Genomic DNA, 24,419 nt, shown 5'->3' on the forward strand with positions numbered 1-24,419 from the left:
TTATCATTGTCGCAATAACTATCTTATTCATTTTCCTCCGCAACATTACTCTCTGAATCCGTGTTCTGTGCTGGGGCACTTTCCTGCCCGGCTCCATTGTTCTTGACCAGGAAATCAACGGTATGCTCTGATGTTAAACTCATTTTGAACATCTGCATCTCGCCGCGAGCTTCAAGAGCTGACTTCAGTTCTTCAGCTGTCCTGCCATACTGCATAGCCATTCTATTAATCTCGGATTCAATTTCTTCATCGGTAACCGTAATTCCTTCTTTTTCCGCAATTGCTTCGAGGACAAGTTCAGTTTTTAGCCCATCAATTGCCTGCTGACTGTAGGATTCACGAAGCGCTTCTATGCTGGTATTGACATACTGGCAATACTGCTCCATGGAAATCCCCTGATAGGCCATGTTCTGCTGCAGGTCTTCCATTAACGCATCAATGCGTTCCTGTTTCATTCCTTCAGGAATTTCACAGACTGCGTTTTCAGCAACCTTCTTCATAATTTCGGTCTTATATTCATTGTCACGTTTGCTTTCTGCAGCTGAAATCATCTTTTCTCTAATATCCTGCTTCAATTCTTCTAACGTGTCAAATTCGCTGACGTCTTTGGCAAACTCGTCATCCAGAGCAGCCAGTTCTTTTCTCTTAATACCATTGATCTTGACTTTAAACATGGCATCTTTTCCAGAGAGCTCTTCGCTGTGATAGCCTTCCGGGAACTTGACATTGATTTCAAGTTCCTGACCATTCTTAGAACCTTTTATTTGTTCCTCAAATCCTGGGATAAAAGTGCCGGAACCGATGGTTAACTCGTGATTCTCTCCTTTTCCTCCTTCAAACGGCACATCACCCAGGAATCCTTCAAAGTCAATCGTGACGATATCCTGGTCAATGATTTCTCCGTCTTCAACCGGAATAAGTTTAGCATGTCTGTTTTGACGGCGTTCCAGTTCTTCGGCCACCTGCTCGTCTGTAACCTCAACAGCCTGTTTTTCGATACCAAGACCCTTATATTGTCCCAGCTCTACATCAGGTTTGGTCTCTGCCGTAACTTTAAAAATGAGATCTTTATCTGCCTCAAATTGGATGACCTGCATAGCCGGTCTGGAAACTGGCATAATGGAATGCTCCTTATAGGCTTCAAATAAAGCCGGGTAAGAGACCTGCTCCATCACTTCATTTTTCACAGCGTCTTTATCAACATACCTTTCTATTATATGCTTGGGGGCTTTTCCTTTGCGAAAACCTGGTATGCTGAGTCCCTGGCCAGCTCTTTTCATCACCCGGTCAAAAGCTGCAGAAACCTCTTCAACCCCAACCGTAATTTCCATTTCGTAGATGTTATTGTTCTTCTTTTCGATCTTGACAGACATGTCCGCTCCTCCTTGGAATTTAACCTTACATTATATTTTTATATTTAAATAGTATCAACATTTCACACCAGGATATTCTGCCCTTTTTCAAAAAGATGCAAACCTAGCTTAAGAGTAAGCCCCTGGAAAAAAAGTAATAATTTCAGAAAGAGGAAACATCCGTTTCCCCTTTCCAGTAAACCTGATATTGACCAGTTAATATTATCAGAAGTTTTTCAAAGAATCAAGGAAAACGCTTGATATTCTGTTTAAATCTAGTGCCTTGTTAACCCTAATTTTGGAATATAATGGCGAGCAGATTTTCTGCCGGGTACTACATCGCTTCTGTTTTGAATGGATTGGTCTTGGTACTTTTCCTGAGTGTCAAAATATACGCAGCTGCATTCTGTGAAGGATTGACCGGCAGTATCATCCGGGCCGTAGAACTCATTGTCTCCAGTCTGGCCGAATGCTTGAACAGCTCTACTGTGTAACGTATCAGTTCATCTGGGGTACCGAAAGCCTTCCCCGCTCCCGCTTGTTCAACGAAATAAGCATTCCCTTTTTCATGCCCCGGGATCGGTCTGTACATCAGCAAGGGAAGTCCCATGGTCAGTGCTTCGGAAATCGTCAGTGCTCCTCCTTTAGTGATCATAAGATCAGAGGCTGCCATCAGTTCCTGAACATTGTCGACATGACCGTAGAGTCTGATGCAGAGATTTGTTTCCCGAATTTCACTGTTAAGCGCATGGTACAGTTCTTTATTGTAGCCGCAAACCACCAATAATTGTGCCGGAATATCCTGAGCCAGGTTCCGGACAATATCCTTCAGTTCTGCGACATTGCTCACGGGCTTACCGTTAAGGCCCATAATGAGTACCGTCTTCCGGTTCAGGTCAAGCCGAAGTTTTTGTTTAGCGGCGCTTTTTTGCATGGGTTCTTCAAATCTTAACCGGAGAGGGATCCCGGACTGAATCACGTTCTGGGGCGCTATTCCTGCCTCCACGAGCTTGGTACATGCATCCTTGCAACCTACAATATACTTATCCGTTCCGGAGTGGATCCATACGCCGTGAACAAGGTAGTCCGTCACCACCGTGACTAGCGGAACAGAAAGGAGCCCTTTCAGCTTCAATTCGCCCAGTATGGCAGCCGGTATAAAATGGGTACTTACAATCACATCAGGATTGAACTTCCAGATGCAGTCCAACAGCTTCTTCGTTTCCAACCCCCGCACAAACTTCCGACAGTCTTCGGCAGTCAGTCCTGCCGTCTTTTCGAAGAGTATTCTCCAGAGTTTTGGCGTCTTCTTGATCATTGTTGAGTAGGCTTTCCTCATAAAATAATCCGTGTTAAAGTAAAAAAAAGAACCAAAATCTAAGTGCTTTACCTCTACTGGCGAAGGTTGATGACGAAAAGCTTCGGCGAGTGCTTCACCTGCCTGGAAATGTCCTTCACCATAGTTTGATGAAAAAATCAGAATTCCCGACACTTCTTTTTCCCCTTCCAAACACTCTCTTCATTTGGTGTCATTACTATTCATATTATGAACCGGATCAGATAATTATATATGAAAGATATTCTAGTCCAAGAATCCGGGATTATTCCTGCTACATCCATATTATAATAACTGACGGTCGACATTTAAATACTTTTTCTCGATTTTTTCACAATTGGCGTTATATCTTCTGCAACTTTTTTGTTGCAGCGCCTCCATTTTATCGATTTGTGCGTAAGAAACGAAAATCTAAGGCTGGAAACGCAGAAACAAAAAAGACAGTCAACCTTCTTTATAGGTCAACTGTCTCGAAATCATCAATTTTGGTGCGGGAGACAGGACTTGAACCTGCACGGAGTTACCCGCTGGAACCTAAATCCAGTGCGTCTGCCAGTTCCGCCACTCCCGCATGTAAAAGTTGGCTGGGGTAGATGGATTTGAACCACCGGTGTCGGAGTCAGAGTCCGATGCCTTACCGCTTGGCGATACCCCATTGGAATGAAAACCGATTATCAATTTTCTGACGGTTCTAACACGCAAACAGTATTATACTTAAAAAAATTTGCCCTGTCAAACAAAATTAATACAAAAAAACGTCGCTCCTTTCCCTCCATGGAATCGCGACATTAGGCCATCCGTGGCCTTGTCGCTCCTTTCCCTCCATGGAACCGCGACATTAGGCCATCCGTGGCCGTCAAAAAAAATAGTGTCCTTATTTGATCGGACACTGGAAGTTTTTGCAGAAAGAGTTAAACCCAAAGACATAAAGCGCTGCTTTTTCAATTCTAAGACTCTGCCATTGTTTTATATCCATTTTTTCACCAAACCGGTTCTCGGCAATTCCATCTTTTCCGATCCAGCCTGAAGCTTCCCCCTCGCCTAAACGGATTTCCCATTCGCCTTCATTTTTACCAGGTAATATCTGAACATTGCATCGGGCATGGAAAATTTCCACAAGTTTGACGAATAATCTAAATACATATTCTTCATATTCAATGGGCTCACTTTGCGGGATCGCAAGGTCGGAACAAATATCCTCGACCAGCACTGCCAGCCCCTTGGCAGGGTTATAGCGATGATAAAACGCTGTCGTCAGGGATCCGTAATTAATGATCCCGGAATCATAATCAATCGTCAGCGGATGGCCTAGGTCCGTAAAACGAAGTGTAATCCCGTTGCTGGAAATATCCCATTTCCCTTGATAACGCGACAGCAACTGGTTTGCAATCTGAAAAGACAGAATATAGGTGGATATTTGCTTTTCATCTCTAACAGCGCATCCCATACAATCTCTGTCCTGATTATAAGCTATTGATGAAATTCTCATCATAATTAATCACTCCCTACTGTTGTTTTACTTGATGAAACATCGTTTCATTTTATACATATAAAAAATAAGTTTGTTTTATCATTTGAAACGCCGTTTCACTTTTTTACTACATCATATTTTTTGTCCATCTCTTCAATTTTGGGGCTAAAGCTTGATGTCTGATCTTTTGGCTATCCTATGCAAACCACCACAAAAAGATTCTGAAATATTTGAAAATATAGTATTAATATTATGTACTGATTCTTTACTTCCGTCAAGCGTTTTTTGGCAGATTACTGTAATATCAGCGGCCAGAATATCCTAATCTGAAGGATATATCCTGACCAACACGCTTGATTTCCTGACCGACCTTTTCAATCCCTTTCTCCATCAGCCTATTAATGGGTCCGGAAATGCTGATCGCGCCAATGGTTCTGCCCGAATAATCATAAATGGGTGTTCCTATGTTAATGACCCCGACTTCAGTTTCTTCAGCGGCAACTGCAATGCCTGTTTTTCTTATTTCCTTCAGCTGTTCAATCAGTTTTTCCGGATCTGTAATCGTCTGCTGAGTAAAACGGGGCATACCCTTCTTCTGCAGGATAAGCCTTACTTCCTCTTCCGGCAAAGTGGAAAGAATCGCTTTACCAACCGCCGTACAATGCATGTAGCCTCTGCTGCCTACCTTGGAGTACATGCCGATTAACTGGGAACTTTCTTTATGATCAATGAACACCACTTCGCCGTTGTCGGGCAGGACTAGATGAACCACTTCATCAAAGGTTTTGGCCAGGCTTTCCAGATAGCGTTCGGCAATCTTCCGGACTTCAAGCTGATTGAAAAATGCGTTGCCGACTTCAATTATTTTTATCCCGAGACGGTACCGTTCCCTATCTTTTTCTTTTTCGACATATCCTCGATAACATAAAGTCTGAATAATCCGATGTACCGTGCTTTTATGCAGCCCTATCCTGCTGCCGATTTCAGTCACACCAAATGATTCCCTTGAACTGGCCAGCACTTCCAATATATCCAGCGCTCTTTCCACAGTCTGAACATATCTTTCTGTCACAAACAGGCCCCCCATCTTCTTGCTGATTTCTATTATGGATGATTTTAATAAGAATAACAATAAAAAATTAAATTGAATACTCCAAAGGATTTACAAATAATTTACAGATAATAAACCAAAAAATGGTATACTTGTTTCATGGTCCCCTAAAAGAGATTGTTATGGAAGGTGAATAACATATGGGAGAAATCAGGTCTAAATCGTTGGTGATACTCTTATGTTTCCTCGTCAATTTCCTGACTATGCCTCAGATTTCTGCCGCCGCTTTGTCGGCTCCAACAAACTTATCCGCTTCTGCGCTCAGTCCGAATGAAATTGTGTTAACGTGGACTGCAGTAAACGGTGCGGACAAGTACAATATCTACCGGTCAACTTCCTATTCCGGAACCTACTCTTTTACTAATTCGGTCACCACAAACCAATATACCGACACCGGTTTAGCCTCCAGTCAAACCTATTACTTAAGGTCCAGACTGCTGATAACAACGAAACAAGCGCACTTTCTTCCTATGCCGACGCCACGACCCCTGCATCTTTCTCAAGTCTTTCAGCGAAATCCTCCGGACCAGGGCAAATCTATCTTTCCTGGAATTTAATCAGTGGAATGACCTCTTACGCTGTCTACCGCTCAGCTTCGTATTCAGGCACCTATACAGAGGTTGCCTCGACGGTATATGCCAATTATACGGATGGCAGCCTGACATCAGGCAATACTCATTATTATAAGATCAAAGCTATTGGGAGTTCCGGTATAGGCTATTTTTCCAATATCGTTAGCGCAGCCGCCGGCAGTCCCGAGGGCACCTACAGTACGATAGCGGAAAATGTGGCAGCACCCCCTTATACGGATACAGGCCTAGATCCGGAGACAACCTATTATTATAAAATCATTGCACTGAACAGCAGCGGCCAGAGCGGTCTATCCGCGGAAGCCTCCGCCACGACGCAGGCAGCTGCTCCGTGAAAATATAAAATCAGCACCACCCGCTTAGCGGGTGGTTTGCTCTAGCCCTATAAGGGCATTTTACTTGGCAGAGCCTCAAGGCTCGCTGAAAAGTCTTTCAGCCGCACATTTTTTCAAACCACCCCTAAAGGGGCACTATTTTTTCTTTTTACTACTTTTGTCCACTGGCTCTCCTGTGAACGGATCTATGAATTCTTTCAGGCTGATTTGATCAGATGCTATGTCCTCTTGAAGTTGGTTTTTGATATATTGTTCTATTACCTTCTTATTGCGTCCTACTGTGTCCACATAATATCCTCTGCACCAGAAATGTCTGTTCCCGTATTTATATTTCAAGTTTGCATGCCTGTCGAAGATCATTAGCGAACTCTTCCCCTTTAGATATCCTACGAAACTCGATACACTTATCTTCGGCGGAATCGATACCAGCATGTGTATGTGGTCCGGACATGCATTGGCTTCTATTATTTCTACCTTCTTGTACTCACATAGCTTCCTGATTATCTTTCCTATATCCGCTTTTATTTGCCCATAAATCAGCTGCCGTCTGTATTTTGGTGTAAACACGATATGATATTTACAATTCCATTGCGTGTGTGATAAACTTTCCGTATCCATTTGGATTACTACCTCCCATTTTAGTGCGGCTGCCAAACCTGCACTATTTTATCAAAACCGGAGGTAGTTTTTCTACTCATAGCTAAAGCTTTTTGGAACCACCTGCATAGCAGGTGGTTTTCGTTAGACAAATAAAAGCTTTATCTTGCGATAAAGCTTAATCTTTTATATGGGGTGAATGATGGGACTTGCTCCGCCGCTTCGCGGCTATCACGCCGGGGCGGGTAAATGCTTCCATAGGTCGCATTTCCTTTTTCCGCCCGTTCAAGTCCCATCATTCCTAATAATAAAGCTTTATCTTGCGATAAAGCTTAATCTTTTATATGGGGTGAATGATGGGACTTGAACCCACGAGTGCCGGAGCCACAATCCGGTGCGTTAACCACTTCGCCACATCCACCATGAATAATTTTTTGTTTTTGAGAAATACACTTTTAAACGAAAAATGGTGCGCCTGGAGAGATTCGAACCCCCGACAACCTGCTTAGAAGGCAGATGCTCTATCCGGCTGAGCTACAGGCGCATATTTTAATCACTGCAGCATTGATTATGGTCGGGGCAGAGGGATTTGAACCCCCGGCCTCCTGCTCCCAAGGCAGGCGCGCTACCAAACTGCGCTATACCCCGCCGCTTTTTGTGACAATGAATAGTATATCCCAAGAGAAAAAACTAGTCAAGAAACATTTTAATTTTATGCATTTCAAATTTCTTCAATTTTCTATTGATCTTTTTATACTTCAGATTGTCATTTAACTATCAAAATAACGATCAAAATGATTTGAACGCTGTCAGCAATGGAACTGCTTTTGCAAAAGCCCGGGCTCTGTGGCTGAGACAATTTTTTTCATCAAGACTAAGCTCGGCCATCGTTTTCTGGAGGTCAGGCAAGTAAAACACAGGGTCATAACCGAACCCACCGGTTCCAATTCTCACGGTCAGTATTCTTCCTTCAACCGAGCCCTCCGTCAAATATTCCTGGCCGTCAGGACAGACGATCGCCAGTGCACAGCGGAAGCGGGCAGTCCTGTTTTCCTCGGGAACGCCTTCCAGGTCTGTCAGAAGTTTTTCTATATTACGTTCATCATTTTTCGGTTCCCCGGCATAGCGTGCCGAAAAAACGCCGGGCGCTCCCGCCAGAGCATCCACTTCAAGCCCTGAATCGTCTGCCAGCGTAATCATTTTTCCCGCGGCACAGGCAGCCCGCGCCTTAATAAAAGCATTTTCGACAAATGTACTGCCAGACTCTTCAACCTCCTGATAATCCGGAAGATCGCTTAACGACAGAATTTCAATTTTTTCGTCTTTAAGCAATCCCTCCAGTTCCATTACTTTGCCCTTATTCATTGTCGCAAGCAAGACCTGCATCCTTTACAAACCTCCTTCGGACTATGCTACCGGAAGCTCTTTAGCCAGCGCTTCCTTCTGCAATGCGCTGAGTTTTTGAATACCCGATTCCCCGAGGTTTAAGAATGCATTCAGATCCTCTTGGTCAAACGGCTGACCTTCTGCAGTACCCTGAATCTCTACAAAACGCCCCGAACCGGTCATCACAATATTCATATCGACTTCGGCTTTGGAATCCTCCTCATAGGCAAGATCGGCTACAGGTATCCCATCTACTTTGCCTACAGAAATGGCCGCAATACTGTCTATTAAAGGGTCCTGCTTAATCAATTGATTTTTAAGCAGGTAGTTTACAGCATCAGCCAGAGCAACATAAGCACCCGTAATCGAAGCGGTCCTGGTCCCGCCGTCTGCCTGAAGGACATCACAATCCAGCCAGATGGTCCTTTCTCCAAGTTTACTCAGATCGACAATGGAACGCAGCGCCCTGCCAATTAACCGCTGAATTTCCATTGTCCTTCCGCCCAATTTTCCCTTGGAAGCCTCACGCTGATTGCGCACGGCTGTCGCCCTCGGAAGCATAGCGTATTCCGCTGTGACCCAACCGCTGCCGGTCCCCTTTTTAAATGGCGGTACTTTATCTTCAACAGTAGCCGTGCAAATCACCCTGGTTTTTCCAACCTCAATCAGGACGGAGCCTTCGGGAAGATCCGTAAACTTCCTGGTAATCTTCACAGATCGGATTTCATCGGGCTGTCTTCCGTCAAATCTTAGCATATTATCGAACTCCCTTTCTGTTCTCAAAAATTTATTATTGATATTTATCAGTTATATGACCGGTCATCAAGCTCAACGGTGCTTATACTTTCTGATAGACGAACCGGATTCTTCCAGCAACAAGAGCGAGGATCAGTACGGCAGAAGCAAAAAGAGCCAGAATCCTGACAACCAAATCAAAGAAGAACTGCTGCGGCACCATTTGGATCAGGATATCGGTCTCCGGATCAAGCAGCCAAAGATCATTCGTAAAAATCAGATAGTGAAAACTGTCCCAGAACACTTGGAAATCCCGCCAGACCGCAATCCCTACTGCCCCGAATATACAGAGAAATACGACTGCCGCGGCCAGAAAGCCGCCGGCCCAGGAACGGAAGTATTTCTTCCCGTTGCTTATCCTTAGTAAGATCAGAAACAGAAGCAGGACAATCAGACCTGCGTTGCGGACCATGCGGCTGCCCAAGTACAACCTCTGAACATCTGCCATATGGACGATTTCCCGCTGATTAAACACCTGTCTTTCCTGACCATTAATCTCTGCACGGATGTCGAGGTTATCCTTGTCCCCCTGGATATAAGCCAGCAGTTCCATGGTCGTCACCATCAGATCCTTTTCCGGCATCCCGGTCACGGATACCGTGTCTAGTTTGGCATATTCCGACCGGAAGAAATTGAGATCAAAGACGCATTGTTCAATCACCGTCAGCAACATGACGGCGATCAGAATCAATCCGCTGACAATTGCAAGAAACCCGTTCGCAGCCTTCTTACCTGACATATTTCTCCTCGTATATCCTAATATCCTTACCAAATACATTAACCAAATATCCTAGTTAAATACGTTAATCCTCATTTCATATCTTGCCCGAATTCCTACTTGTTCTTTCTGACCAGCGCAATACCATCGCCAAACGGAAGCACGCTTACCTCAAATCCCGGCAAACAGGAAAGAAGCTGCAGGAAATCCCTCATACAACCGACCATCCTGTCATACTTTCGGTCAAAAACCGAACCAGGCACAACCCAGCCCCTGAATAGAACATTATCTGCCACCAGAACACCGCCAGGGGAAATGAGCGGTGTGATAAGATCAAGGTAATCCAGGTACTCCCCTTTGGCTGCATCTACAAATATGAAATCGTAAGTTTCCGTCAGTTTCGGCAGACAGTGCAGTGCATTCTCACAGCTGAAGTCAACCAAATGGGCAAGACCGGCCTTTTTCAGATATTCTTCTGCTCTGTTGAGCCTCCCTCTGTTCATATCCAGCGTATAAACCCTGCCTCCGGTTTCGGCTGCACCTCTGGCCAGATAAACGGTGGAATAACCGATCGCCGTACCGATCTCCAGAATACGCTTGGCATCCGTCATCTTGACCATTAGCTCAAGGAAGTGACCGACTGCCGGTGTAACCACAGGGATTGTTTCCTCCAAAGCAACGCTTTCCATCTCTCGAAGCAGCCCATCCCTGGCAGGAAGCAATTCTTCGAGGTACTTTTCCAGTTCAAAAGGATAGAACAAACCATCACCCCAATATTTGATATTCTTTCCTTCCTGTCTCGTAAAGATTCTGCCCGAGACTGTCAATCAGGACAATGGCAGGAAAATCTTCGATAACCAGTCTCCGGACTGCCTCCGTTCCAAGTTCCGGATAGGCAATGACCTCAGCTTTCTTGATGCAAGAAGCCAGGAGTGCTCCGGCACCGCCGATCGCCCCAAAGTAGACTGCGCCGTTTTCCCTGATGGCCTGTATGACCTCAGGAGAACGAAGTCCTTTTCCGACCATCCCCTTTAAACCTTTGGCCAGCAGACCAGGAGAGTAGGCATCCATTCTGCCACTTGTTGTCGGTCCGGCAGATCCGATGACTTTACCTGGAGGAGCCGGGGCGGGTCCCACAAAATAGATCACCTGTCCCTTAATATCAAAGGGCAGTCCCTCTCCCCGGGCTAAGGCCTCAGCCATTTTCTTATGAGCCGCATCTCTTCCGGTATAGACGACTCCGCTGATCAGCACCTTTTCACCGCATCTGAGAGAAGCAGCAGTTGTATCATCCAGCGGTGCTGAAATTTTCCGGGTTTCAACCGTTTTATTATTACTCACAGGAAGAAACCCTCCCTTCCAAAACGACCTGACGATGTCGGGTAACATGACAATTAATATTTACAGCTGCGGGCAGCCCTGCAATATGCGTCGGAAATACCTCAATATTTACGGCCAGCGCTGTCGTCCGGCCGCCAAAACCCTGGGGACCTATTCCTAAATGATTAATTTGGGTCAGAAGCTCCTGTTCCAGCCGGGCATATTCTTCAACCGGATTCGATTCCCCGATCGGACGAAGCAGAGCCTTTTTAGCCAAATAGGCAGCCTTTTCCATCGTACCTCCGAGTCCAACTCCGACCACGATGGGTGGACAGGGATTAGGCCCGGCTTTATCCACCGTTTCCACGATAAAATTCTTTACTGCAGGCAAACCATCCGAAGGCTTAAACATTTTCAAGGCACCCATGTTTTCACTGCCAAACCCTTTCGGTGCAATCGTAATCCCAATCTTGTCCCCTGATACGATTTCATAATGAATAACTGCAGGTGTATTATCTCCGGTATTGATTCTGTTAAAAGGATCTTTGACGATAGATTTACGCAAAAAGCCCTTTTCATAGCCCCTGCGTACGCCCTCATTCAGGGCTCCCGTCAAATCTCCACCGACAATATGTAAGTCCTGGCCGACTTCTACAAACAATACCGCCATCCCGGTATCCTGACATATCGGTATATTTTCTTTGGCTGCAATCTCCGCATTTTCCAAAAGCTGCTGAAGCACTTCTCTGCCCTGTGAGGATTCCTCAATGCCAAGAGCCTTGTTCAACGCATCAATAACATCCTGATTCAGAATACAGTTCGCCTCAATACACAGTCTCTCCACTGCGGAAATGACCTCGTTAACATGAATCTCTTTCACAATTTACCTCCGCTTTTTGTCCGGAACACTTTTATTCAGTATAGCGCAAATACGGGATTCAAGAAATATAACTTTTAAAAAAAGGTTTGCCATTCCTTGCCGTCAAAAAAAAAACATCTTTGCCGGGAAGATCTTACTTCGACAAAAATGTTCGATAACCGTTGTATTCGACTTTTACTCTTTTCTGGAAAGCCTCTCATATTTATCGGATAAGGTTTCCAGAATGCCGATAATACGCATCCGGTCTTCCTGTTCAAAAGATTCCAGAATACTTTCAAGCCTTTCGGTCCTTGTCTCAATTACCGATTTGACCAGTTTTTCTCCCTTGGGTAAAATATTAAGCCTTACAATCCTGCGATCCCGTTTTTCCCTGATTCGCTCCACATAGCCGGCTCTTTCCAGCTTGTCAGCCAGATCCGTTGCCGTACTGCAGGCTGAAGAAATTTCCTTGCAAAGCTCACCCATCGTAATCTGGCCCTTTTCAAAAATAATCGTTAAAACTTCAAACTGCTGACGGGAAATACCAAGCTTTTCTGCGAAATCACTCTTTTGCCTTTGGGTAGAAACGGTGAGCCTTTGAAGCAAATGGTCAAGATGACCTGCTAACTCTCTGTTCTCTAACATGCGAACACCCCACCTCAAAAATCAAATAGATAACCCCTATATATAAGTATATATTTGCACATATCATTTTTAAAGTATTTTACCATATTCCGGAAATTAACACTAGTAAAATTTTCATAATTCAAATATTATTGATGATTTTAACGATAGGTGTTATATAATTAATATCATAACGTATCTTGATCTTTTCAACAAATGGTAAAATATTGAAGTTATTGTTCGAAAAGATTGATTTCGCTTGGGGATACTTTAGCAGTTACTTCATCATCCTGCACGGTTCCTGAGGCGTAGCCGATCAAATCATTACGGTACCTTAAGTTCTCCAGACCGATTCCGCGATAGGTTTGAATGTCCTTCCCCTCGACCCGGATCTTTACGATCTGGACAGTTTGAAACTGAGTCAAGGTATTGACCAAACCGTAAAGAGCAGTTTCGGCCGCGACATTGCTGTAAGGCTCAAGAAATTCCTTGCTAAGATCTACTGTGGCAATGCCGTTTTTGATTCCAATGTCCAATAACACCGTCTGCGGGTTTACCATCGGATAAGCACTTGATCTTCCGGCCGGCCCCAGCAGCCATTGGCTTACTGTTTCGCGGGCCAGGCTCAGTGTCTTGGGAATTGTTCGGTTTTCTTCGATTAAGACTTTTCCGTCAGCATCTGCGAAATAAAGTTTTACAGTTTGTTCCGTTTGCTGAGAATCTGTAGTCACTTCGACCGTATCTTCCTGAGCAGTCTTATCCAGAAGTTTGCTTAAAGGAGCATCACCCCCCCCTTCCTTGATCAGGTCATTCAGGACATTGCAGCCGACCAGAAGCATAATGGCTGCGATCAGCAGAACGAAAGTCAGCAGCAGCCGTATTTTTCTCATAGGAAGTTCTCCTTTCTAAAATGAATATAGAAATGTCCGCTAAAAAGAAATTTCTAAAAAGATAATATGCTTTGTCCCAAAGAAATAGAATTCAGGGAGGTAAAAAATATGAAAATAAGAGCCTTGCTGGTTGATGATGAATCCCCGGCCCGTAAAGAACTACGCTATCTCTTGAAATCATTTGAAGACGTGCTAATTGTCGGGGAAGCAGAAAACGCGCTTGAAGCCATGGAACTGATTGATAGTGTCGACTATTCCGTCATTTTTCTCGATATTAATATGCCCGGCTTAAACGGCATTGAACTTGCCAGAAAGCTTTCCCAGAGTCCGAAACAACCGGCGGTAATTTTTACGACCGCCCATGAAGAATTTGCTTTTGATGCGTTCAGTGTTCATGCTTACGATTATCTTCTTAAGCCGATTCATCCGAAGCGGCTGGAAGAAGCCTTAAATACGGTAAGAAAGCGCAGAACACCTGCTCCCGTTCAACCCAAAGCCGAACCGGTCAAGGAGGATATCCCCGAATTCAAACCCCTGGAAGTGATTGCTGCTGAACATAACGGGAAAACCATCCTGATCCGGCCGGAAGAAATTATATATATTTCCACAGACAAGGACAATGTTTACGTCAAAACAGAAGCCGACTTCTACCTGACCCGTTATACACTGCGGGATTTGGAATCCAGACTCGATCCAAAAACTTTCTTCAGAACCCACCGCTGCTACCTGGTCAATATAAAAAAAATGAGGGAGCTCATCCCTTACTTTAATGGTACGTATACTGTGATTGTGCAGGACAGGGACAAAAGCGAAGTCCCAGTCAGCCGCACTCAGGCCCGCCGACTCAAAGAGATCCTTGGAATATAGTACCATGTTAACCCTAATCTTCATATATTGACGGCAGCGCTGTATTGCGGAAAAATTGCTCGCCATAATATGATCATTATAGGGTTAATAAAGTACTAGAAAAAACGCTCCAGATAAAAGCCGATTTCTTTCCCCTGATAGGTCGGCTTTTTTTGTTTGGCTGTATTCAGTGGCACAGCAGGCTTGCCGTCAACAGGAAGTGATGTGGATTCCTCGACATTAACAAAGCATAAAGGCGGGAACAAAACACACCACCAATTAGCCCCTTCAGCATTTCCTATCTTGATCTCAACCGCTTCGTAGTCTCCCGCCGGGAGTACAATATTGCCGTAAGATTTTGTCGGGAAAGCAAATACACCATAGTCAAGGGTCACCGGATAAGCTTTTCCCCACTCTTTGACCACGCTCCTGGAAATCTCCAGCAACTGGCCTTCCATGCTCAGAAGGATTTCTCTGGATTCGGCCAGGGATTGTGATTCAGCCAGGTTCGGGGAAGCAGCCTTCAAAACTTCATCCCTCACTGCATATTTCAGCAGCTGATCCTGTTCACTGTCCGAGTTCGCGATAACATGAAATCGAATGAGACTTGTACTGTCATACGCTTCGGTTTCCGCGCTGTTTGCTGACTGGCCGCAGGGATTGATCGCCAAGAAGCTAAAACACAAGACCAGGCAGACGATTAACCTTATTATGCTTTTATTCACAAATATTAACATTTAATTTCCCTCTCCCAATACCTTGTAAATTTAAAAATTATATACGAGAAACTTCTTTCTATGTAAATTATTTCCAATGAAGAAGTTTTCTATTCAGTGCGTCTCAGAAGTTTTTTAGGTAGTGCGAATATTTATTGAAGTCTGAAAATAAGATTCATAAGACCCTGTCAAATTTGCTGACAATCTGCCGAAGGAATCGGGTGAAAAAATGCTCCTGGACTTCCAATCTCCGCTGTATTTGTTGTACATCAGCACAATTGCCGGACTGGCCACAACAGCCGGCTGCCTGATTGTGCTTTTTCTGGGAGACCCTCCGGATTGGATTCTGGCCGTTCTACTGTCCGCAGCAGGAGGCGTCATGTTTGCTGTGGTGGCCTTTGATCTTTTGCCGCTGGCTGCATCCTTCAAACAGCCGGGACCCCTCCTGGGCGGGATTTTGGCCGGTATGATACTGATGTCGTCTGCCGACAGACTGCTCAAAGCAAGAAACCGTCAGCTTCCCAATCATAGATACAGCCGTCTGAAACGGATGGGCATCCTGATTGCCTCAGGCATAGCGCTTCATGATATACCTGAAGGAATGGCCATTGCTGCGGGTCACGAATCCGCCGGTCAATTGGGTACATTCATCGCTCTTGGCATTGCTCTGCATAACCTGCCTGAAGGAATGGCCACTGCTACACCTCTGGTAATGGCCGGGATCAGAAAACCGAAGATTCTGGCACTGACTCTCCTGATTGCAATATTTACTCCGCTTGGCGCCTTGCTCGGCAGGGTGGCCATGGAACTCGTCCATACCTCGCTCTGTTTTTTTGTAGCCCTGGCCGCTGGGGCAATGGTGTTTCTGGTTCTGGCCGAATTATGGCCGCTGTCCCGGGAAGACCACCCGGTCTGGGCCTTTGTTGGAGGACTGGGCGGATTTATTTTCTTTGGGTTTATCTCCGTCTTCTTACCACATTGATATTGCCGTTTCTTGCCGTCCATGGTATAAGCGAAGCGCCATCCGTGGACGTCAAAAAGACAGCCCGAAGACTGTCTCAAACTTTTATTAATACGCTAAATATTACTGCAGGACTGTGGCGGCATAATCGCCCATGGCCTGATAGCCGTCCTTATTCGGATATCTCCCGTCATCGGAATATTTTCTGAGGATCTCGTCCCCGCCGCCAAACAGTACTCCTTTAAAATCAAGTGTCGTAATCTTTTGCTTCTGTGCATAAGCTGTTTCCCATTCCCTGTATTGTTTATAGAGCTCATCCGTGTCAGGGAAAGGAACCGGCAGCACCAGAACAGGCCTGATTTGATTGGCCGTGGCTTTTTCGACCATGGCTTTGATATTGTTTTGGTATTCTTCCAATGGGGTTCCGCGGATCGCATCTCCAACGCCGGCAAAAATAATGACTGTGCCCGGTTTCTCAGCAATTACATCCTCTTCAAAGCGATCCAGCAGGCTGGATGCATTCTGATAGGTCTGACCGGCATTGACCACTTCCACTTTCAGGACATCCGCAAGATGCTTCGGCCAGGAATTACTTGGTTCACCCGGATAACCGTATGTAAATGAATCACCAAGACATACTATTTTGGTATTGACAGTCGTGCCGCTGCCATTCAAAACAGTATCACCATTGGTATTGCCGGCTCCATTTTCTGTACCGGCTTTAGTGCCTTCTCCGCTGTTCTGGCCTGTCGAGCTGCCGCTGGCGGACTGTTCCGGTGTTCCTCCGTTCCAAACATTTACATACCCGAAGACCAATACAATAACAGCCATCAATACGGAAAGCTGAATAACCCTAATTTCCATACGGTAAGTGCGCAATGTACATTCCTCCTCATCGCAATATTTTTCTACATATTTCCCTTAAATCCTTCCTGAATAAAACTTTTTTCGTTCTCCGTTTCCTGTTGATTACAGTTTGTTTAGCATTTTAAGGCACTCCGGCATTTTGAACTGCATAACCTGATACATAAGGAGGTGCCTGATTCTTATGGAATACATTGTTAAAGCACGGGAACTCGGCGAAGCGCTTCTGCAAACGCCGGAAGTGCAAAGGCTGAAAGAAGCAGAAGCCAAAATCCAGAACGAACCTGAAGCTGCCAAAGCTTTTGCGGCATATCAGGATAAAGAACGCCAAATCCTGACCGCTCAAATGTTCAGTAAAGTGGTATCTGAAAAGGATACCTTAGCGCTCATCGACTTAAAAATGCGCCTGATCAAACTATATCCTTCCATCCGAAGCTTCTTCTCCATCCAGCAGGATCTGGAGAAAATAATGGCAACTGTGAACCTGACGATCACAACCACAATTTACGGTATGCCCAGTGCCGAACAGCTGCCTTTCCCCAAAGAAATCCAAAATCTTGCCCAGCAGCTTCTGGATACGATCGGAGGCGACAAAAACGGCCCTGCCATGACGATCCCGCAAGGCTTTCAAATCCCTGAAGGGCTCAATGTTTCAGAGCTGTTAAACCGGCTAAACCCTAAAGGCAAATAAGTAAACATCCTATTCGGTCGCTTAACCTTTTCTCGCTCTAAAAGGGATAGGAAATCAATATCCTGCTCAGTTAGCTGATTATTATTGATTGCCCTGAATCTCAGACTACTTTTTGACGGTCTCCCCCCATCTTCCCTGTGAAATGCTCCCGGAACGGGCAGTAATCACAATGAAAACCAGTAGAAACTCATAGCTCTGCCGGAGCGAAAAGATTTAGCTGAAACACAAAATAACTAGGGCAATACTGAATAATTTAAAGGGGGCCAATGCCAAAAATGTCTACCGTATCCCATCACAGCAGTCAAATTTATCAAAATACTGTTTCTACCAAGTCTTCAATTGAAGAAAATATAATAGCGGCAGCGGTCCCTTTTTATATCTCCCTCCTGTTCTCCAACGCACTCCATCCAAGTAACAACGGTCCAGTCGGTACTCTGATCATCCCGCTAACCAAAATCATGATTCCGCATGGGTATTTTATTATTGTCGGTCTGGAACTTGCAACGGCCCTATTCTATAAATGGTCCGCTGTTCCGGTTTCGGCGCGAATATTCTTTCCGGGAGAATACGGTCAGGCTTTGCCGGACATCAGCGCTTTAAGGGAAGACAGAACACTCCAGCTTAAAATGACTGGGACCCCGCTGATTCCTAAAGAAGGATTGATCATTAACATTTCTTTGAGTGCTCCTTTTACGCCTGTGCAAAGCCGTGCCTCAACCTTATATGCTTTTAAGCTTACATCTATCGATAATGTTCCGGGATACTTGATACCGCTGGTTTCCCTTATCCTCTACGGCCTGCTGGCTATTTTTAACGGAACGGATTCAGCGAATGAGAGCTCGTGATAAAACGCATCCGGTTAGTCAGATGCGTTTTATCAACGTTTTGTCGGATTATCCATATTGGTTCCAAGATTACGTAAAAGATGAACTTTACTGCCCGTTATGACTCCTTCATCTCGTCAGCCGATACTTGCTGTATCGTCTGGCTCTTAGGTTGTTCTGTCACCTCAGCGGCCGGCTGAAATTCCAGAGGTTGAACCGGTGGCGGGGACACTGGAGTTTGCATTATCGGACTTTGCATAGCTGAAGCTTGTGAAGCAGCGTTCTGTCCATAAACCGCTCCCTGCTGATATCCGCCCTGCGGCATATACGGTCGGTCATACCTTTGCCTGTTTGGCTGCATCTGCGTTCCCCATCGCGGATAACGCTGCGGATAAGTACGTTGCTGAGCAGCATACTGCGGATACTGCTGCTGTGAATTCCGAAGATACTGAGGATTCTGCGAATAATTGGGATATTGCTGATTCTGAGGCTGCTGTGAATATTGCGGAGTCTGGGACTGTTGGGGCTGCTGAGGATACTGCTGAACTGGCGGCTGGGCAGGAGTCTGCCCGGAATTTTGCCCGGAAGAAGGTTGATTTTGGCTGATTTCATCTTTGCTGCCAAACCTGCTGCCGACAAAACCTCTCACCTTTCCCCACATATTGCTGCCGGCTTTTTTAACCGGTCCCAGCCCTGGGAAAAAGCCTTCTTTGACTTTCATGACAATAGGACCCTGCGGGGACTGCATGATGGACTGCGGGCTCTCCAGTGAAATGACAACTTTGTCATAATGTACGAGCGGCACGGGACTTCTGAAATTAGCCTGATACATTCCATTGCCGGCCGGTCTTAGCGTTCCGGCATAAAATCCGTTCTTTCCCTTGCCGTCAACCAGATAAGCCACATAAACTGCCGGAGCATAAGGACTAAATGTATGGGCGGGCGGTAGGTGCGCAATGACCGAAAAATTGTTATCCATCCCGATCGTCGCCATTCCGTTTCCGCTAAAGCCTTCGGAAGCGACCAAATTGAGCTGTCTCGGCGTCATACCCATCGATTCTCCGGGCATACCCCCCATACTCTGGGGAAAGATTCCTAACCCTTTGTTATGTCCGAACATCTTTTAACCTCCTCATATGTTTACAAATTGCGCTGTGTTGTGCTATGTCATAATATGAAAAGCAGGCTGCAGCTGTGACACCGTGAAGCTTACTTAACTCTTTCATCTTGTTAGAGCAAGTCTGGGGGCCGCAGTTCCGCTTTCGACCGTTATGTCCTCCTTGACACAGAAGGCAGCTGCAGACAAATCTTTTGATTTGCTTCAGCTGCCTTCCTTTGAGGAAAGGACCCTAAGTCTTATAGCTTTATAGCCATATACCCTTATTTATCTTATTAACCATATCTCTTCCTGTGTTAGACACAGAAATTATGGTTTCCGATGTTTTTTACAACATCTAGGGTTTTGATCCAACTGTCGGTTGCTGTCTGCGGATTGTAATAGAAGAGAGCACCCTCGCTTGGATCCTGCCCCGCAAGCGCTTCCAGCGCAGCCTGATAGGCCTCATCTCCCGGTGTCAGTTCAATCTGCCTGTCAAGGACTGCAGAAAACTGTCCCGGCTGGTAAATGACCTCCCGGATCGTATCCGGGAATTTCGGGCTTTCCACCCTGTTTAGAACCACTGCCCCTACGGCAACCTGACCTTCAAAGCTTTCTCCACGGGCTTCTGCATAAATGATTTTTGCTAAAAGTATCACATCTTCCTGGTCATAAACAATTTGACTGCTGCGGGAAACATCCGAAGTAACCCGTTCAGGCTTCTGGGGTGTATCCACCGAATTAATCAAATTTGCTGAATCAGCCGATTCGGCCAGTTTAGCCGTCTCAATCACCGTATCTGGCTCTATGTTTGCAGTACTCACTTTATTTTTCAAAGGCAGCTGTTCGATCACGAAGGAAATCTGATTTTCCGTCTGTCCGGAAAATTTGTCCAAAAGAATTCGAAATATACGATTCTCATTTGCTTTCGTCAGAATAATATCTCTGGCATCTGACATGACATTCTCAAGGACAGTCTGTTGGATTTCCAATACCCGGGAATAGAGCAATTCTCTTGATTTTTCAGGTACAGCATATACGGTCTGGGCAGTAGCAGTCAGGATAATCGCCGTGGTCAGCATCACCGCCAAACCTTTCCGGCATCGTCGGTCTTCCAAAAAAAATCACCTCTTGGGATTAATCTATTTCTATTCTTTCCCATAAAAGGTGATTTTTATACGTCATTTGTTATAAGAATCACAAAGAAAAGTTATTTCACCGTTGTGGCTGACGCTACACCCCCGGTAATTACCTGGCCCTTAGCATCCTTGATTGTAGGATGTATCACCAGCCAATACCCGGTATCGGCCTGAAGTTTCGTTGCCGGTTTCACCGTCATACGCTGCTGATCGACAAACGTGTATGCGCACTTGACTCTTTCTCCTGTAGCAGTATTGATCAGTTCAATACTGTCTGCCGTTACGGAATTCCAATCCATTTCCCGGTTAAAGCTCACGTTGAACACCTTACCGAGTGGGATATTCTTAAGATCTCCGGCCTTTTCATATCGCGGGTAGTAGATCTGCCAGCGGTCCTGGAGAACCTCTTCGGGAAATGGCTCCCAACCGTTGGGGCCTCCGAGTTTAAGTGTTGTGGTTACATAAGCGGAATCCAAGATTTTCTTGCCAAGTACCCAATTTTCGGTTTGACGAAGCTCTTTTACCGAAAGCGGATAAAGATAAGGGCCCGCCTCCAGCTGGATATACTCTGATTTATCTTGTGATTTATCTCCTGCGTTATCTGCTGAGTTGTCTCCTATGCCATTCACTTTCTCATCAGCCTTATAGTGTTTAAGCATCAAAACAGCCGTACTCAGCTCATTAACACCGGTCAAATCCAGATGAGGCTTGATTCCGATCTCATCAATCGGGTTATAGTACGGAGAGAAAAACCTGTAAACGGACATTTTCAAATAGTCTCCGTTGCTTAATGGGATCAAAGCCTTAACCCGGCCTGAACCGTAGGTCGTTTCCCCGATGACGGTCACCTTGCCATAGTCCTTCAGCGCGGCCGATGTAATCTCAGAAGCGCTTGCCGTGTACCCGTTGATCAGCAAGACAATCGGCCCTTCCAACGTGAAAGCCTGCTTGACGGCTGTATCGACAATACCCAGGTTTCCCCTTGCTTTCATAATATACGCGCTTTTATCCCCAATAAAATAACCCAACAGCTCCATTGCTGCTTTTGTATACCCTCCGGAGTTATTACGCAGGTCAATAATCCAGCAGTCTACACCTTTTTCCTGCAGGGCCAGGGCCTGCTTGCCGAACTGCGATGCAACATCCTCGCCAAAGGAATTAACTGCGATATAGCCAATATGCCCTTCCAGCACCCGGCCTTCAGCTAGCGGCATCGCGATCTTCATCCGTACGACAGTGAAGCTCAGGATTTGAGCGTTTCTTTTGACTTTTACCCGAACCTTGGTTCCCTCCGGCCCCCGAAGTTTGCCGGCGCAATATTCCGAGGTCTTTCCCGCCAGGGAATAGCCATCTGCTTCCAGGATAATGTCCCCTTGTTTGATTCCTGCCTTATCAGCCCCATAACCAGTAATGACCCGGGTAACCTTGACCCCCTGCTGTACCATTTCCAGTTCTATCCCGATTCCGGAAAAGGACATATTCAGTGAACTGATCATCTCATCATATTCGGCCGCGGTCATATACTCGGTGTATTTATCACCCAACCTCTGAAGCATTTTTTCGACCGTCGGCGCGTTCAGTACCTCATCCGGAACAACATCGACATATTGCTCCTGCAAGATTGTTCTGACTTCATCCAGGGTATCGTTTTCCGCGCCATAAGCCTGCAGCGGAAGTCCCAACCCCAGACAGAATATCAGAAGCACTGTCATCAAAAATCTTAGACTTTTGCCAAGTTTCACGTTCTTATTTCCTCCTGTATGATTTGCAGGTCCGGCCTAAATTCAATGATCTTACATGTTCAAGCTTCGTTTAAGTTTTGTTTAAGTTTTGTTTAAGTTTTGTTTAAGTTTTTATCTTAGCAGTAATTCGACGGAAACGGGCATTCCCCTTTCCGTTTCAAGATTATTTGTCATGTACTTCCCAGACTTTGATTGCATATTCAAGGCTTTTCCGATAATATTATCTAAACAGGACTATTTTAAAAACATATTTTTCTGATCATCGCTGATAAGAAAGGTTCGGACAATGTCAAATCTTCTTGATTACTCCAAAAAAGTATTTATCGCCGTATTAATCATTGTTGCAACCCTCGTCATTCCATATGGCCTTTATAAGATTCTTCCGCATTTTATGCCATTTGTCCTTGCTTACTTCACGGCCCTTTTTCTGGAGCCTGCCGCAGCATGGTTGAGCAAGGTCACTAGATTTAAAAGCAAGACACTCTCGGTGTCTGTGACCTACCTGTTTTTTCTTACCAGTATTCTTATTTTCCTCTACCTGATCATCAGTAAGCTCTATGTTCAGTTTTTGGACCTGCTTGACTTTATTCAATCAAACGGCCCGGCAATTCAGGTTTGGTTTTTGAACCTTACGGGGCGTATCCAGGAAACGATCGGATTGCTGCCTCCCGAAATAAACGATATGATCATGAAATGGATCAATGACCTGGCTAACATCAACCTGGTATCCACGATCGGTTCCTCAACACTTAGTATCTCCACGGCGATACCGAACATGTTCTTCCTGTCGATTATCTACCTGGTATCCGTTTTCCTGTTCACATTCCAGTTAAGCAATATCCACCGTTTCTTCTACTCCTTCTTCAAAGATTCCTCCAAGCTGAAAGTCGCTTACGTCTTAAGTGATTTGCGCAATGCTACATTAGGGTTTTTTAAAGCGCAGATCATTTTGAGCACAATCACCTATATTATTGCTTTCGCCGGTCTCGCTATCCTCCATGTAAAATACGTGGCAGTCATTTCATTATTGATTGTAATTGTAGATATCCTGCCGATCCTCGGTACCGGATCCGTGCTCATGCCCTGGGCTATTGTCTCACTTTTCCAGGATCGGCTGTTCTTGGCCGCAGGTCTGGTCATTCTGTATATCATTATCATTGTCGTACGGAGAGTGATTGAACCCAAAATACTGGGCGAACGAATCGGTTTAAGCGCTCTGACGACCCTGATCAGTATCTGGGTTGGTTTCAAAGTGATGGGGGTCCTCGGCGTATTCCTGTTCCCGCTGGCCTGTATTTTCTATAGAGCCCTTGTCAAGGTCGGCGTCATCAAGCTGAATTTCAAGATATAACGAAGCTATATTCGAGTCAACATTCTACCTAATAAAAAGCAGGTACGTCCCGGAGCCTTGAGTTCATCGGAAACGTACTTGTTTTTTTAATTTTGTTTTTTAATTTTTTTATGATCTGCTCACTATCTTCTGTTATTATCCGGCTTCGTTTCCAATCCCCGATATCAGGACCTGAACGATTTTATCGTAGTCCGCTTCCTCAGGCATGGCCTCAGCAAATATCACTTTTTTGCCGCAAAACTGCATGATTGTGCCCATGATTGCCGCCGAAGCAAATTCCGGATCAATATCAGCCCTGACTTCCCCTTGGTCTATGGCCTGCACGACTTGCTTTTTGATAATCTCTCCGACCCGGATATTCTGTTCGATAAAGACCGCTCCCATTTCCCGGACCATAATCTTGGAACAGGACATCATCCTGGCAATCGGCATATGCTCCTTGACCAGCTCTGCCTGATATTTTGCCAGAACTCTGATTTTTTCTTTGAAAGAGCCTCCTTTTTCCAAAATGTCCTGAATATTGCGTCCATGCTCTTCGCAGTTATAAACGGCCATCTCCTCAAAGAGCTGTTGCTTGCTGTCAAAATATTCATAGACGGTCCCTTTGCCGATCCCGGCTTCTTTGGCGACATCGTCCATTTTTGTTCCTTCAAAGCCTTTGATATAAAATACTTTGCTGGCTGCCCGTAGGATTTCAGTTTTTTTCCGTTCCTTGGTCACCGTTGTTCCCCCCTTTATCCGATGCCTGTAAAATCAAATTCTCCATCTTTTAATTACAGCTTTTTTGAGTAAAGCTTTTTCTCTT

The 24,419-nt window shown here is 45.3% G+C and carries 26 protein-coding genes and 5 tRNA genes; 7 read left to right on the forward strand and 24 right to left on the reverse strand.

Annotated elements, in window-relative coordinates:
* Positions 1-23 precede the first annotated feature (23 nt).
* The 6 genes from tig to AAH944_RS12625 all read right to left on the reverse strand — a co-directional run bounded on the left by tig (position 24) and on the right by AAH944_RS12625 (position 5,231).
* Positions 24-1,373 (reverse strand): trigger factor, encoded by a 1,350-nt coding sequence (gene tig, locus AAH944_RS12600; protein WP_415535189.1) that lies wholly within the window; start codon positions 1,371-1,373, stop codon positions 24-26.
* Between the two features lie 313 nt (positions 1,374-1,686).
* Positions 1,687-2,844, reverse strand: coding sequence for an MGDG synthase family glycosyltransferase (locus AAH944_RS12605; RefSeq protein ID WP_415535190.1), 1,158 nt, complete (start codon positions 2,842-2,844; stop codon positions 1,687-1,689).
* Between the two features lie 330 nt (positions 2,845-3,174).
* A tRNA-Leu gene (locus AAH944_RS12610) sits at positions 3,175-3,259 on the reverse strand.
* 10 nt (positions 3,260-3,269) lie between these two features.
* Positions 3,270-3,343: transfer RNA gene (locus AAH944_RS12615), tRNA-Gln, on the reverse strand.
* Positions 3,344-3,562: 219 nt separating this feature from the next.
* Complete coding sequence (locus tag AAH944_RS12620) at positions 3,563-4,180, reverse strand: hypothetical protein (protein WP_415535191.1); 618 nt, start codon at positions 4,178-4,180, stop codon at positions 3,563-3,565.
* A gap of 283 nt (positions 4,181-4,463) precedes the next feature.
* Positions 4,464-5,231 carry an IclR family transcriptional regulator gene (locus AAH944_RS12625; protein WP_026156257.1) on the reverse strand — a complete coding sequence of 256 codons (768 nt, stop codon included), beginning with the start codon at positions 5,229-5,231 and terminating at the stop codon, positions 4,464-4,466.
* Positions 5,232-5,410: 179 nt separating this feature from the next.
* Between AAH944_RS12625 and AAH944_RS12630 the strand changes: the two genes are divergently transcribed.
* Both AAH944_RS12630 and AAH944_RS12635 read left to right on the forward strand, forming a co-directional pair.
* Complete coding sequence (locus AAH944_RS12630; RefSeq protein WP_415535192.1) at positions 5,411-5,827, forward strand: fibronectin type III domain-containing protein; 417 nt, start codon at positions 5,411-5,413, stop codon at positions 5,825-5,827.
* A gap of 8 nt (positions 5,828-5,835) precedes the next feature.
* Positions 5,836-6,195 (forward strand): hypothetical protein, encoded by a 360-nt coding sequence (locus AAH944_RS12635; RefSeq protein ID WP_415535193.1) that lies wholly within the window; start codon positions 5,836-5,838, stop codon positions 6,193-6,195.
* Between the two features lie 135 nt (positions 6,196-6,330).
* On the opposite strand, the gene tnpA is transcribed toward AAH944_RS12635, so the two are convergent.
* The 12 genes from tnpA to AAH944_RS12695 form a co-directional block, all read right to left on the reverse strand.
* Positions 6,331-6,813: an IS200/IS605 family transposase gene (gene tnpA, locus AAH944_RS12640; RefSeq protein WP_415535194.1), complete on the reverse strand. Its 483-nt coding sequence runs from the start codon at positions 6,811-6,813 to the stop codon at positions 6,331-6,333.
* A 324-nt stretch (positions 6,814-7,137) separates the two neighbouring features.
* A tRNA-His gene (locus AAH944_RS12645) sits at positions 7,138-7,213 on the reverse strand.
* 46 nt (positions 7,214-7,259) lie between these two features.
* Positions 7,260-7,336, reverse strand: a tRNA-Arg gene (locus AAH944_RS12650).
* A 27-nt stretch (positions 7,337-7,363) separates the two neighbouring features.
* Positions 7,364-7,440 (reverse strand) — tRNA-Pro (locus AAH944_RS12655).
* 141 nt (positions 7,441-7,581) lie between these two features.
* The gene (locus tag AAH944_RS12660) at positions 7,582-8,178 is read right to left on the reverse strand and encodes an XTP/dITP diphosphatase (RefSeq protein ID WP_415535195.1); all 597 of its coding nucleotides are present in this window, start codon (positions 8,176-8,178) and stop codon (positions 7,582-7,584) included.
* Between the two features lie 21 nt (positions 8,179-8,199).
* Positions 8,200-8,934 (reverse strand): ribonuclease PH, encoded by a 735-nt coding sequence (rph, locus tag AAH944_RS12665; protein WP_415535196.1) that lies wholly within the window; start codon positions 8,932-8,934, stop codon positions 8,200-8,202.
* Positions 8,935-9,016: 82 nt separating this feature from the next.
* Positions 9,017-9,712 carry a TIGR01906 family membrane protein gene (locus AAH944_RS12670; protein ID WP_415535197.1) on the reverse strand — a complete coding sequence of 232 codons (696 nt, stop codon included), beginning with the start codon at positions 9,710-9,712 and terminating at the stop codon, positions 9,017-9,019.
* Positions 9,713-9,807: 95 nt separating this feature from the next.
* Complete coding sequence (locus tag AAH944_RS12675) at positions 9,808-10,452, reverse strand: O-methyltransferase (RefSeq protein WP_415537885.1); 645 nt, start codon at positions 10,450-10,452, stop codon at positions 9,808-9,810.
* Between the two features lie 4 nt (positions 10,453-10,456).
* Complete coding sequence (locus AAH944_RS12680) at positions 10,457-11,032, reverse strand: Fe-S-containing hydro-lyase (RefSeq protein WP_415535198.1); 576 nt, start codon at positions 11,030-11,032, stop codon at positions 10,457-10,459.
* A complete protein-coding gene (locus AAH944_RS12685) occupies positions 11,025-11,891 on the reverse strand; it encodes a fumarate hydratase (protein WP_415535199.1) in 867 nt (288 codons plus the stop codon). Before AAH944_RS12685 ends, AAH944_RS12680 begins: the two co-directional genes overlap by 8 nt.
* A gap of 174 nt (positions 11,892-12,065) precedes the next feature.
* A complete protein-coding gene (locus AAH944_RS12690) occupies positions 12,066-12,515 on the reverse strand; it encodes a MarR family winged helix-turn-helix transcriptional regulator (protein WP_132102147.1) in 450 nt (149 codons plus the stop codon).
* Positions 12,516-12,727: 212 nt separating this feature from the next.
* Entirely contained in the window at positions 12,728-13,384 is a 657-nt protein-coding gene (locus tag AAH944_RS12695) for a GerMN domain-containing protein (RefSeq protein ID WP_415535200.1), read from the reverse strand.
* A 108-nt stretch (positions 13,385-13,492) separates the two neighbouring features.
* On the opposite strand from AAH944_RS12695, the gene AAH944_RS12700 reads away from it, so the two are divergent.
* Entirely contained in the window at positions 13,493-14,251 is a 759-nt protein-coding gene (locus AAH944_RS12700) for a LytR/AlgR family response regulator transcription factor (RefSeq protein WP_415535201.1), read from the forward strand.
* Between the two features lie 95 nt (positions 14,252-14,346).
* Here the strand turns inward: AAH944_RS12700 and spoIIR are convergent, their stop codons facing one another.
* Entirely contained in the window at positions 14,347-14,967 is a 621-nt protein-coding gene (spoIIR, locus tag AAH944_RS12705; protein ID WP_415535202.1) for a stage II sporulation protein R, read from the reverse strand.
* Between the two features lie 208 nt (positions 14,968-15,175).
* Between spoIIR and AAH944_RS12710 the strand changes: the two genes are divergently transcribed.
* Positions 15,176-15,928 carry a ZIP family metal transporter gene (locus AAH944_RS12710; protein WP_415535203.1) on the forward strand — a complete coding sequence of 251 codons (753 nt, stop codon included), beginning with the start codon at positions 15,176-15,178 and terminating at the stop codon, positions 15,926-15,928.
* Between the two features lie 102 nt (positions 15,929-16,030).
* On the opposite strand, the gene AAH944_RS12715 is transcribed toward AAH944_RS12710, so the two are convergent.
* Positions 16,031-16,786, reverse strand: a complete 756-nt coding sequence (locus AAH944_RS12715; RefSeq protein WP_415535204.1) for a GDSL-type esterase/lipase family protein — start codon at positions 16,784-16,786, stop codon at positions 16,031-16,033.
* 169 nt (positions 16,787-16,955) lie between these two features.
* Between AAH944_RS12715 and AAH944_RS12720 the strand changes: the two genes are divergently transcribed.
* Positions 16,956-17,462 carry a YlbF family regulator gene (locus AAH944_RS12720; protein WP_415535205.1) on the forward strand — a complete coding sequence of 169 codons (507 nt, stop codon included), beginning with the start codon at positions 16,956-16,958 and terminating at the stop codon, positions 17,460-17,462.
* A gap of 266 nt (positions 17,463-17,728) precedes the next feature.
* Positions 17,729-18,307, forward strand: coding sequence for a hypothetical protein (locus AAH944_RS12725; RefSeq protein WP_415535206.1), 579 nt, complete (start codon positions 17,729-17,731; stop codon positions 18,305-18,307).
* Between the two features lie 97 nt (positions 18,308-18,404).
* Here AAH944_RS12725 and AAH944_RS12730 read toward each other — a convergent pair whose 3' ends face one another.
* The 3 genes from AAH944_RS12730 to AAH944_RS12740 form a co-directional block, all read right to left on the reverse strand.
* Positions 18,405-19,406, reverse strand: a complete 1,002-nt coding sequence (locus AAH944_RS12730; protein ID WP_415535207.1) for a hypothetical protein — start codon at positions 19,404-19,406, stop codon at positions 18,405-18,407.
* A 293-nt stretch (positions 19,407-19,699) separates the two neighbouring features.
* Positions 19,700-20,500, reverse strand: a complete 801-nt coding sequence (locus tag AAH944_RS12735) for a cell wall hydrolase (RefSeq protein WP_415535208.1) — start codon at positions 20,498-20,500, stop codon at positions 19,700-19,702.
* A 92-nt stretch (positions 20,501-20,592) separates the two neighbouring features.
* On the reverse strand, positions 20,593-22,263 hold the full coding sequence (locus tag AAH944_RS12740) for a S41 family peptidase (RefSeq protein ID WP_415535209.1): 1,671 nt from the start codon (positions 22,261-22,263) through the stop codon (positions 20,593-20,595).
* 286 nt (positions 22,264-22,549) lie between these two features.
* On the opposite strand from AAH944_RS12740, the gene ytvI reads away from it, so the two are divergent.
* Complete coding sequence (gene ytvI, locus AAH944_RS12745) at positions 22,550-23,614, forward strand: sporulation integral membrane protein YtvI (protein ID WP_415535210.1); 1,065 nt, start codon at positions 22,550-22,552, stop codon at positions 23,612-23,614.
* A 135-nt stretch (positions 23,615-23,749) separates the two neighbouring features.
* On the opposite strand, the gene AAH944_RS12750 is transcribed toward ytvI, so the two are convergent.
* Positions 23,750-24,334, reverse strand: coding sequence for a TetR/AcrR family transcriptional regulator (locus AAH944_RS12750; RefSeq protein WP_415535211.1), 585 nt, complete (start codon positions 24,332-24,334; stop codon positions 23,750-23,752).
* Positions 24,335-24,419: the final 85 nt, after the last annotated feature.

The sequence above is a fragment of the Dehalobacter sp. CP genome (assembly GCF_047652685.1).
Classification (GTDB): Bacteria; Bacillota; Desulfitobacteriia; order Desulfitobacteriales; family Syntrophobotulaceae; genus Dehalobacter.

Coding starts and splice junctions, on each gene's coding strand:
- AAH944_RS12660 (WP_415535195.1), bottom strand. CDS start 8,178: ATGCAGGTCTTGCTTGCGACAATGAATAAGGGCAAAGTAATGGAACTG.
- ytvI (WP_415535210.1), top strand. CDS start 22,550: ATGTCAAATCTTCTTGATTACTCCAAAAAAGTATTTATCGCCGTATTA.
- AAH944_RS12730 (WP_415535207.1), bottom strand. CDS start 19,406: ATGTTCGGACATAACAAAGGGTTAGGAATCTTTCCCCAGAGTATGGGG.
- AAH944_RS12620 (WP_415535191.1), bottom strand. CDS start 4,180: ATGATGAGAATTTCATCAATAGCTTATAATCAGGACAGAGATTGTATG.
- AAH944_RS12710 (WP_415535203.1), top strand. CDS start 15,176: ATGCTCCTGGACTTCCAATCTCCGCTGTATTTGTTGTACATCAGCACA.
- tig (WP_415535189.1), bottom strand. CDS start 1,373: ATGTCTGTCAAGATCGAAAAGAAGAACAATAACATCTACGAAATGGAA.
- AAH944_RS12700 (WP_415535201.1), top strand. CDS start 13,493: ATGAAAATAAGAGCCTTGCTGGTTGATGATGAATCCCCGGCCCGTAAA.
- AAH944_RS12725 (WP_415535206.1), top strand. CDS start 17,729: ATGCCAAAAATGTCTACCGTATCCCATCACAGCAGTCAAATTTATCAA.
- rph (WP_415535196.1), bottom strand. CDS start 8,934: ATGCTAAGATTTGACGGAAGACAGCCCGATGAAATCCGATCTGTGAAG.
- AAH944_RS12690 (WP_132102147.1), bottom strand. CDS start 12,515: ATGTTAGAGAACAGAGAGTTAGCAGGTCATCTTGACCATTTGCTTCAA.
- spoIIR (WP_415535202.1), bottom strand. CDS start 14,967: ATGTTAATATTTGTGAATAAAAGCATAATAAGGTTAATCGTCTGCCTG.
- AAH944_RS12635 (WP_415535193.1), top strand. CDS start 5,836: ATGACCTCTTACGCTGTCTACCGCTCAGCTTCGTATTCAGGCACCTAT.
- AAH944_RS12630 (WP_415535192.1), top strand. CDS start 5,411: ATGGGAGAAATCAGGTCTAAATCGTTGGTGATACTCTTATGTTTCCTC.
- AAH944_RS12695 (WP_415535200.1), bottom strand. CDS start 13,384: ATGAGAAAAATACGGCTGCTGCTGACTTTCGTTCTGCTGATCGCAGCC.
- tnpA (WP_415535194.1), bottom strand. CDS start 6,813: ATGGATACGGAAAGTTTATCACACACGCAATGGAATTGTAAATATCAT.
- AAH944_RS12670 (WP_415535197.1), bottom strand. CDS start 9,712: ATGTCAGGTAAGAAGGCTGCGAACGGGTTTCTTGCAATTGTCAGCGGA.
- AAH944_RS12720 (WP_415535205.1), top strand. CDS start 16,956: ATGGAATACATTGTTAAAGCACGGGAACTCGGCGAAGCGCTTCTGCAA.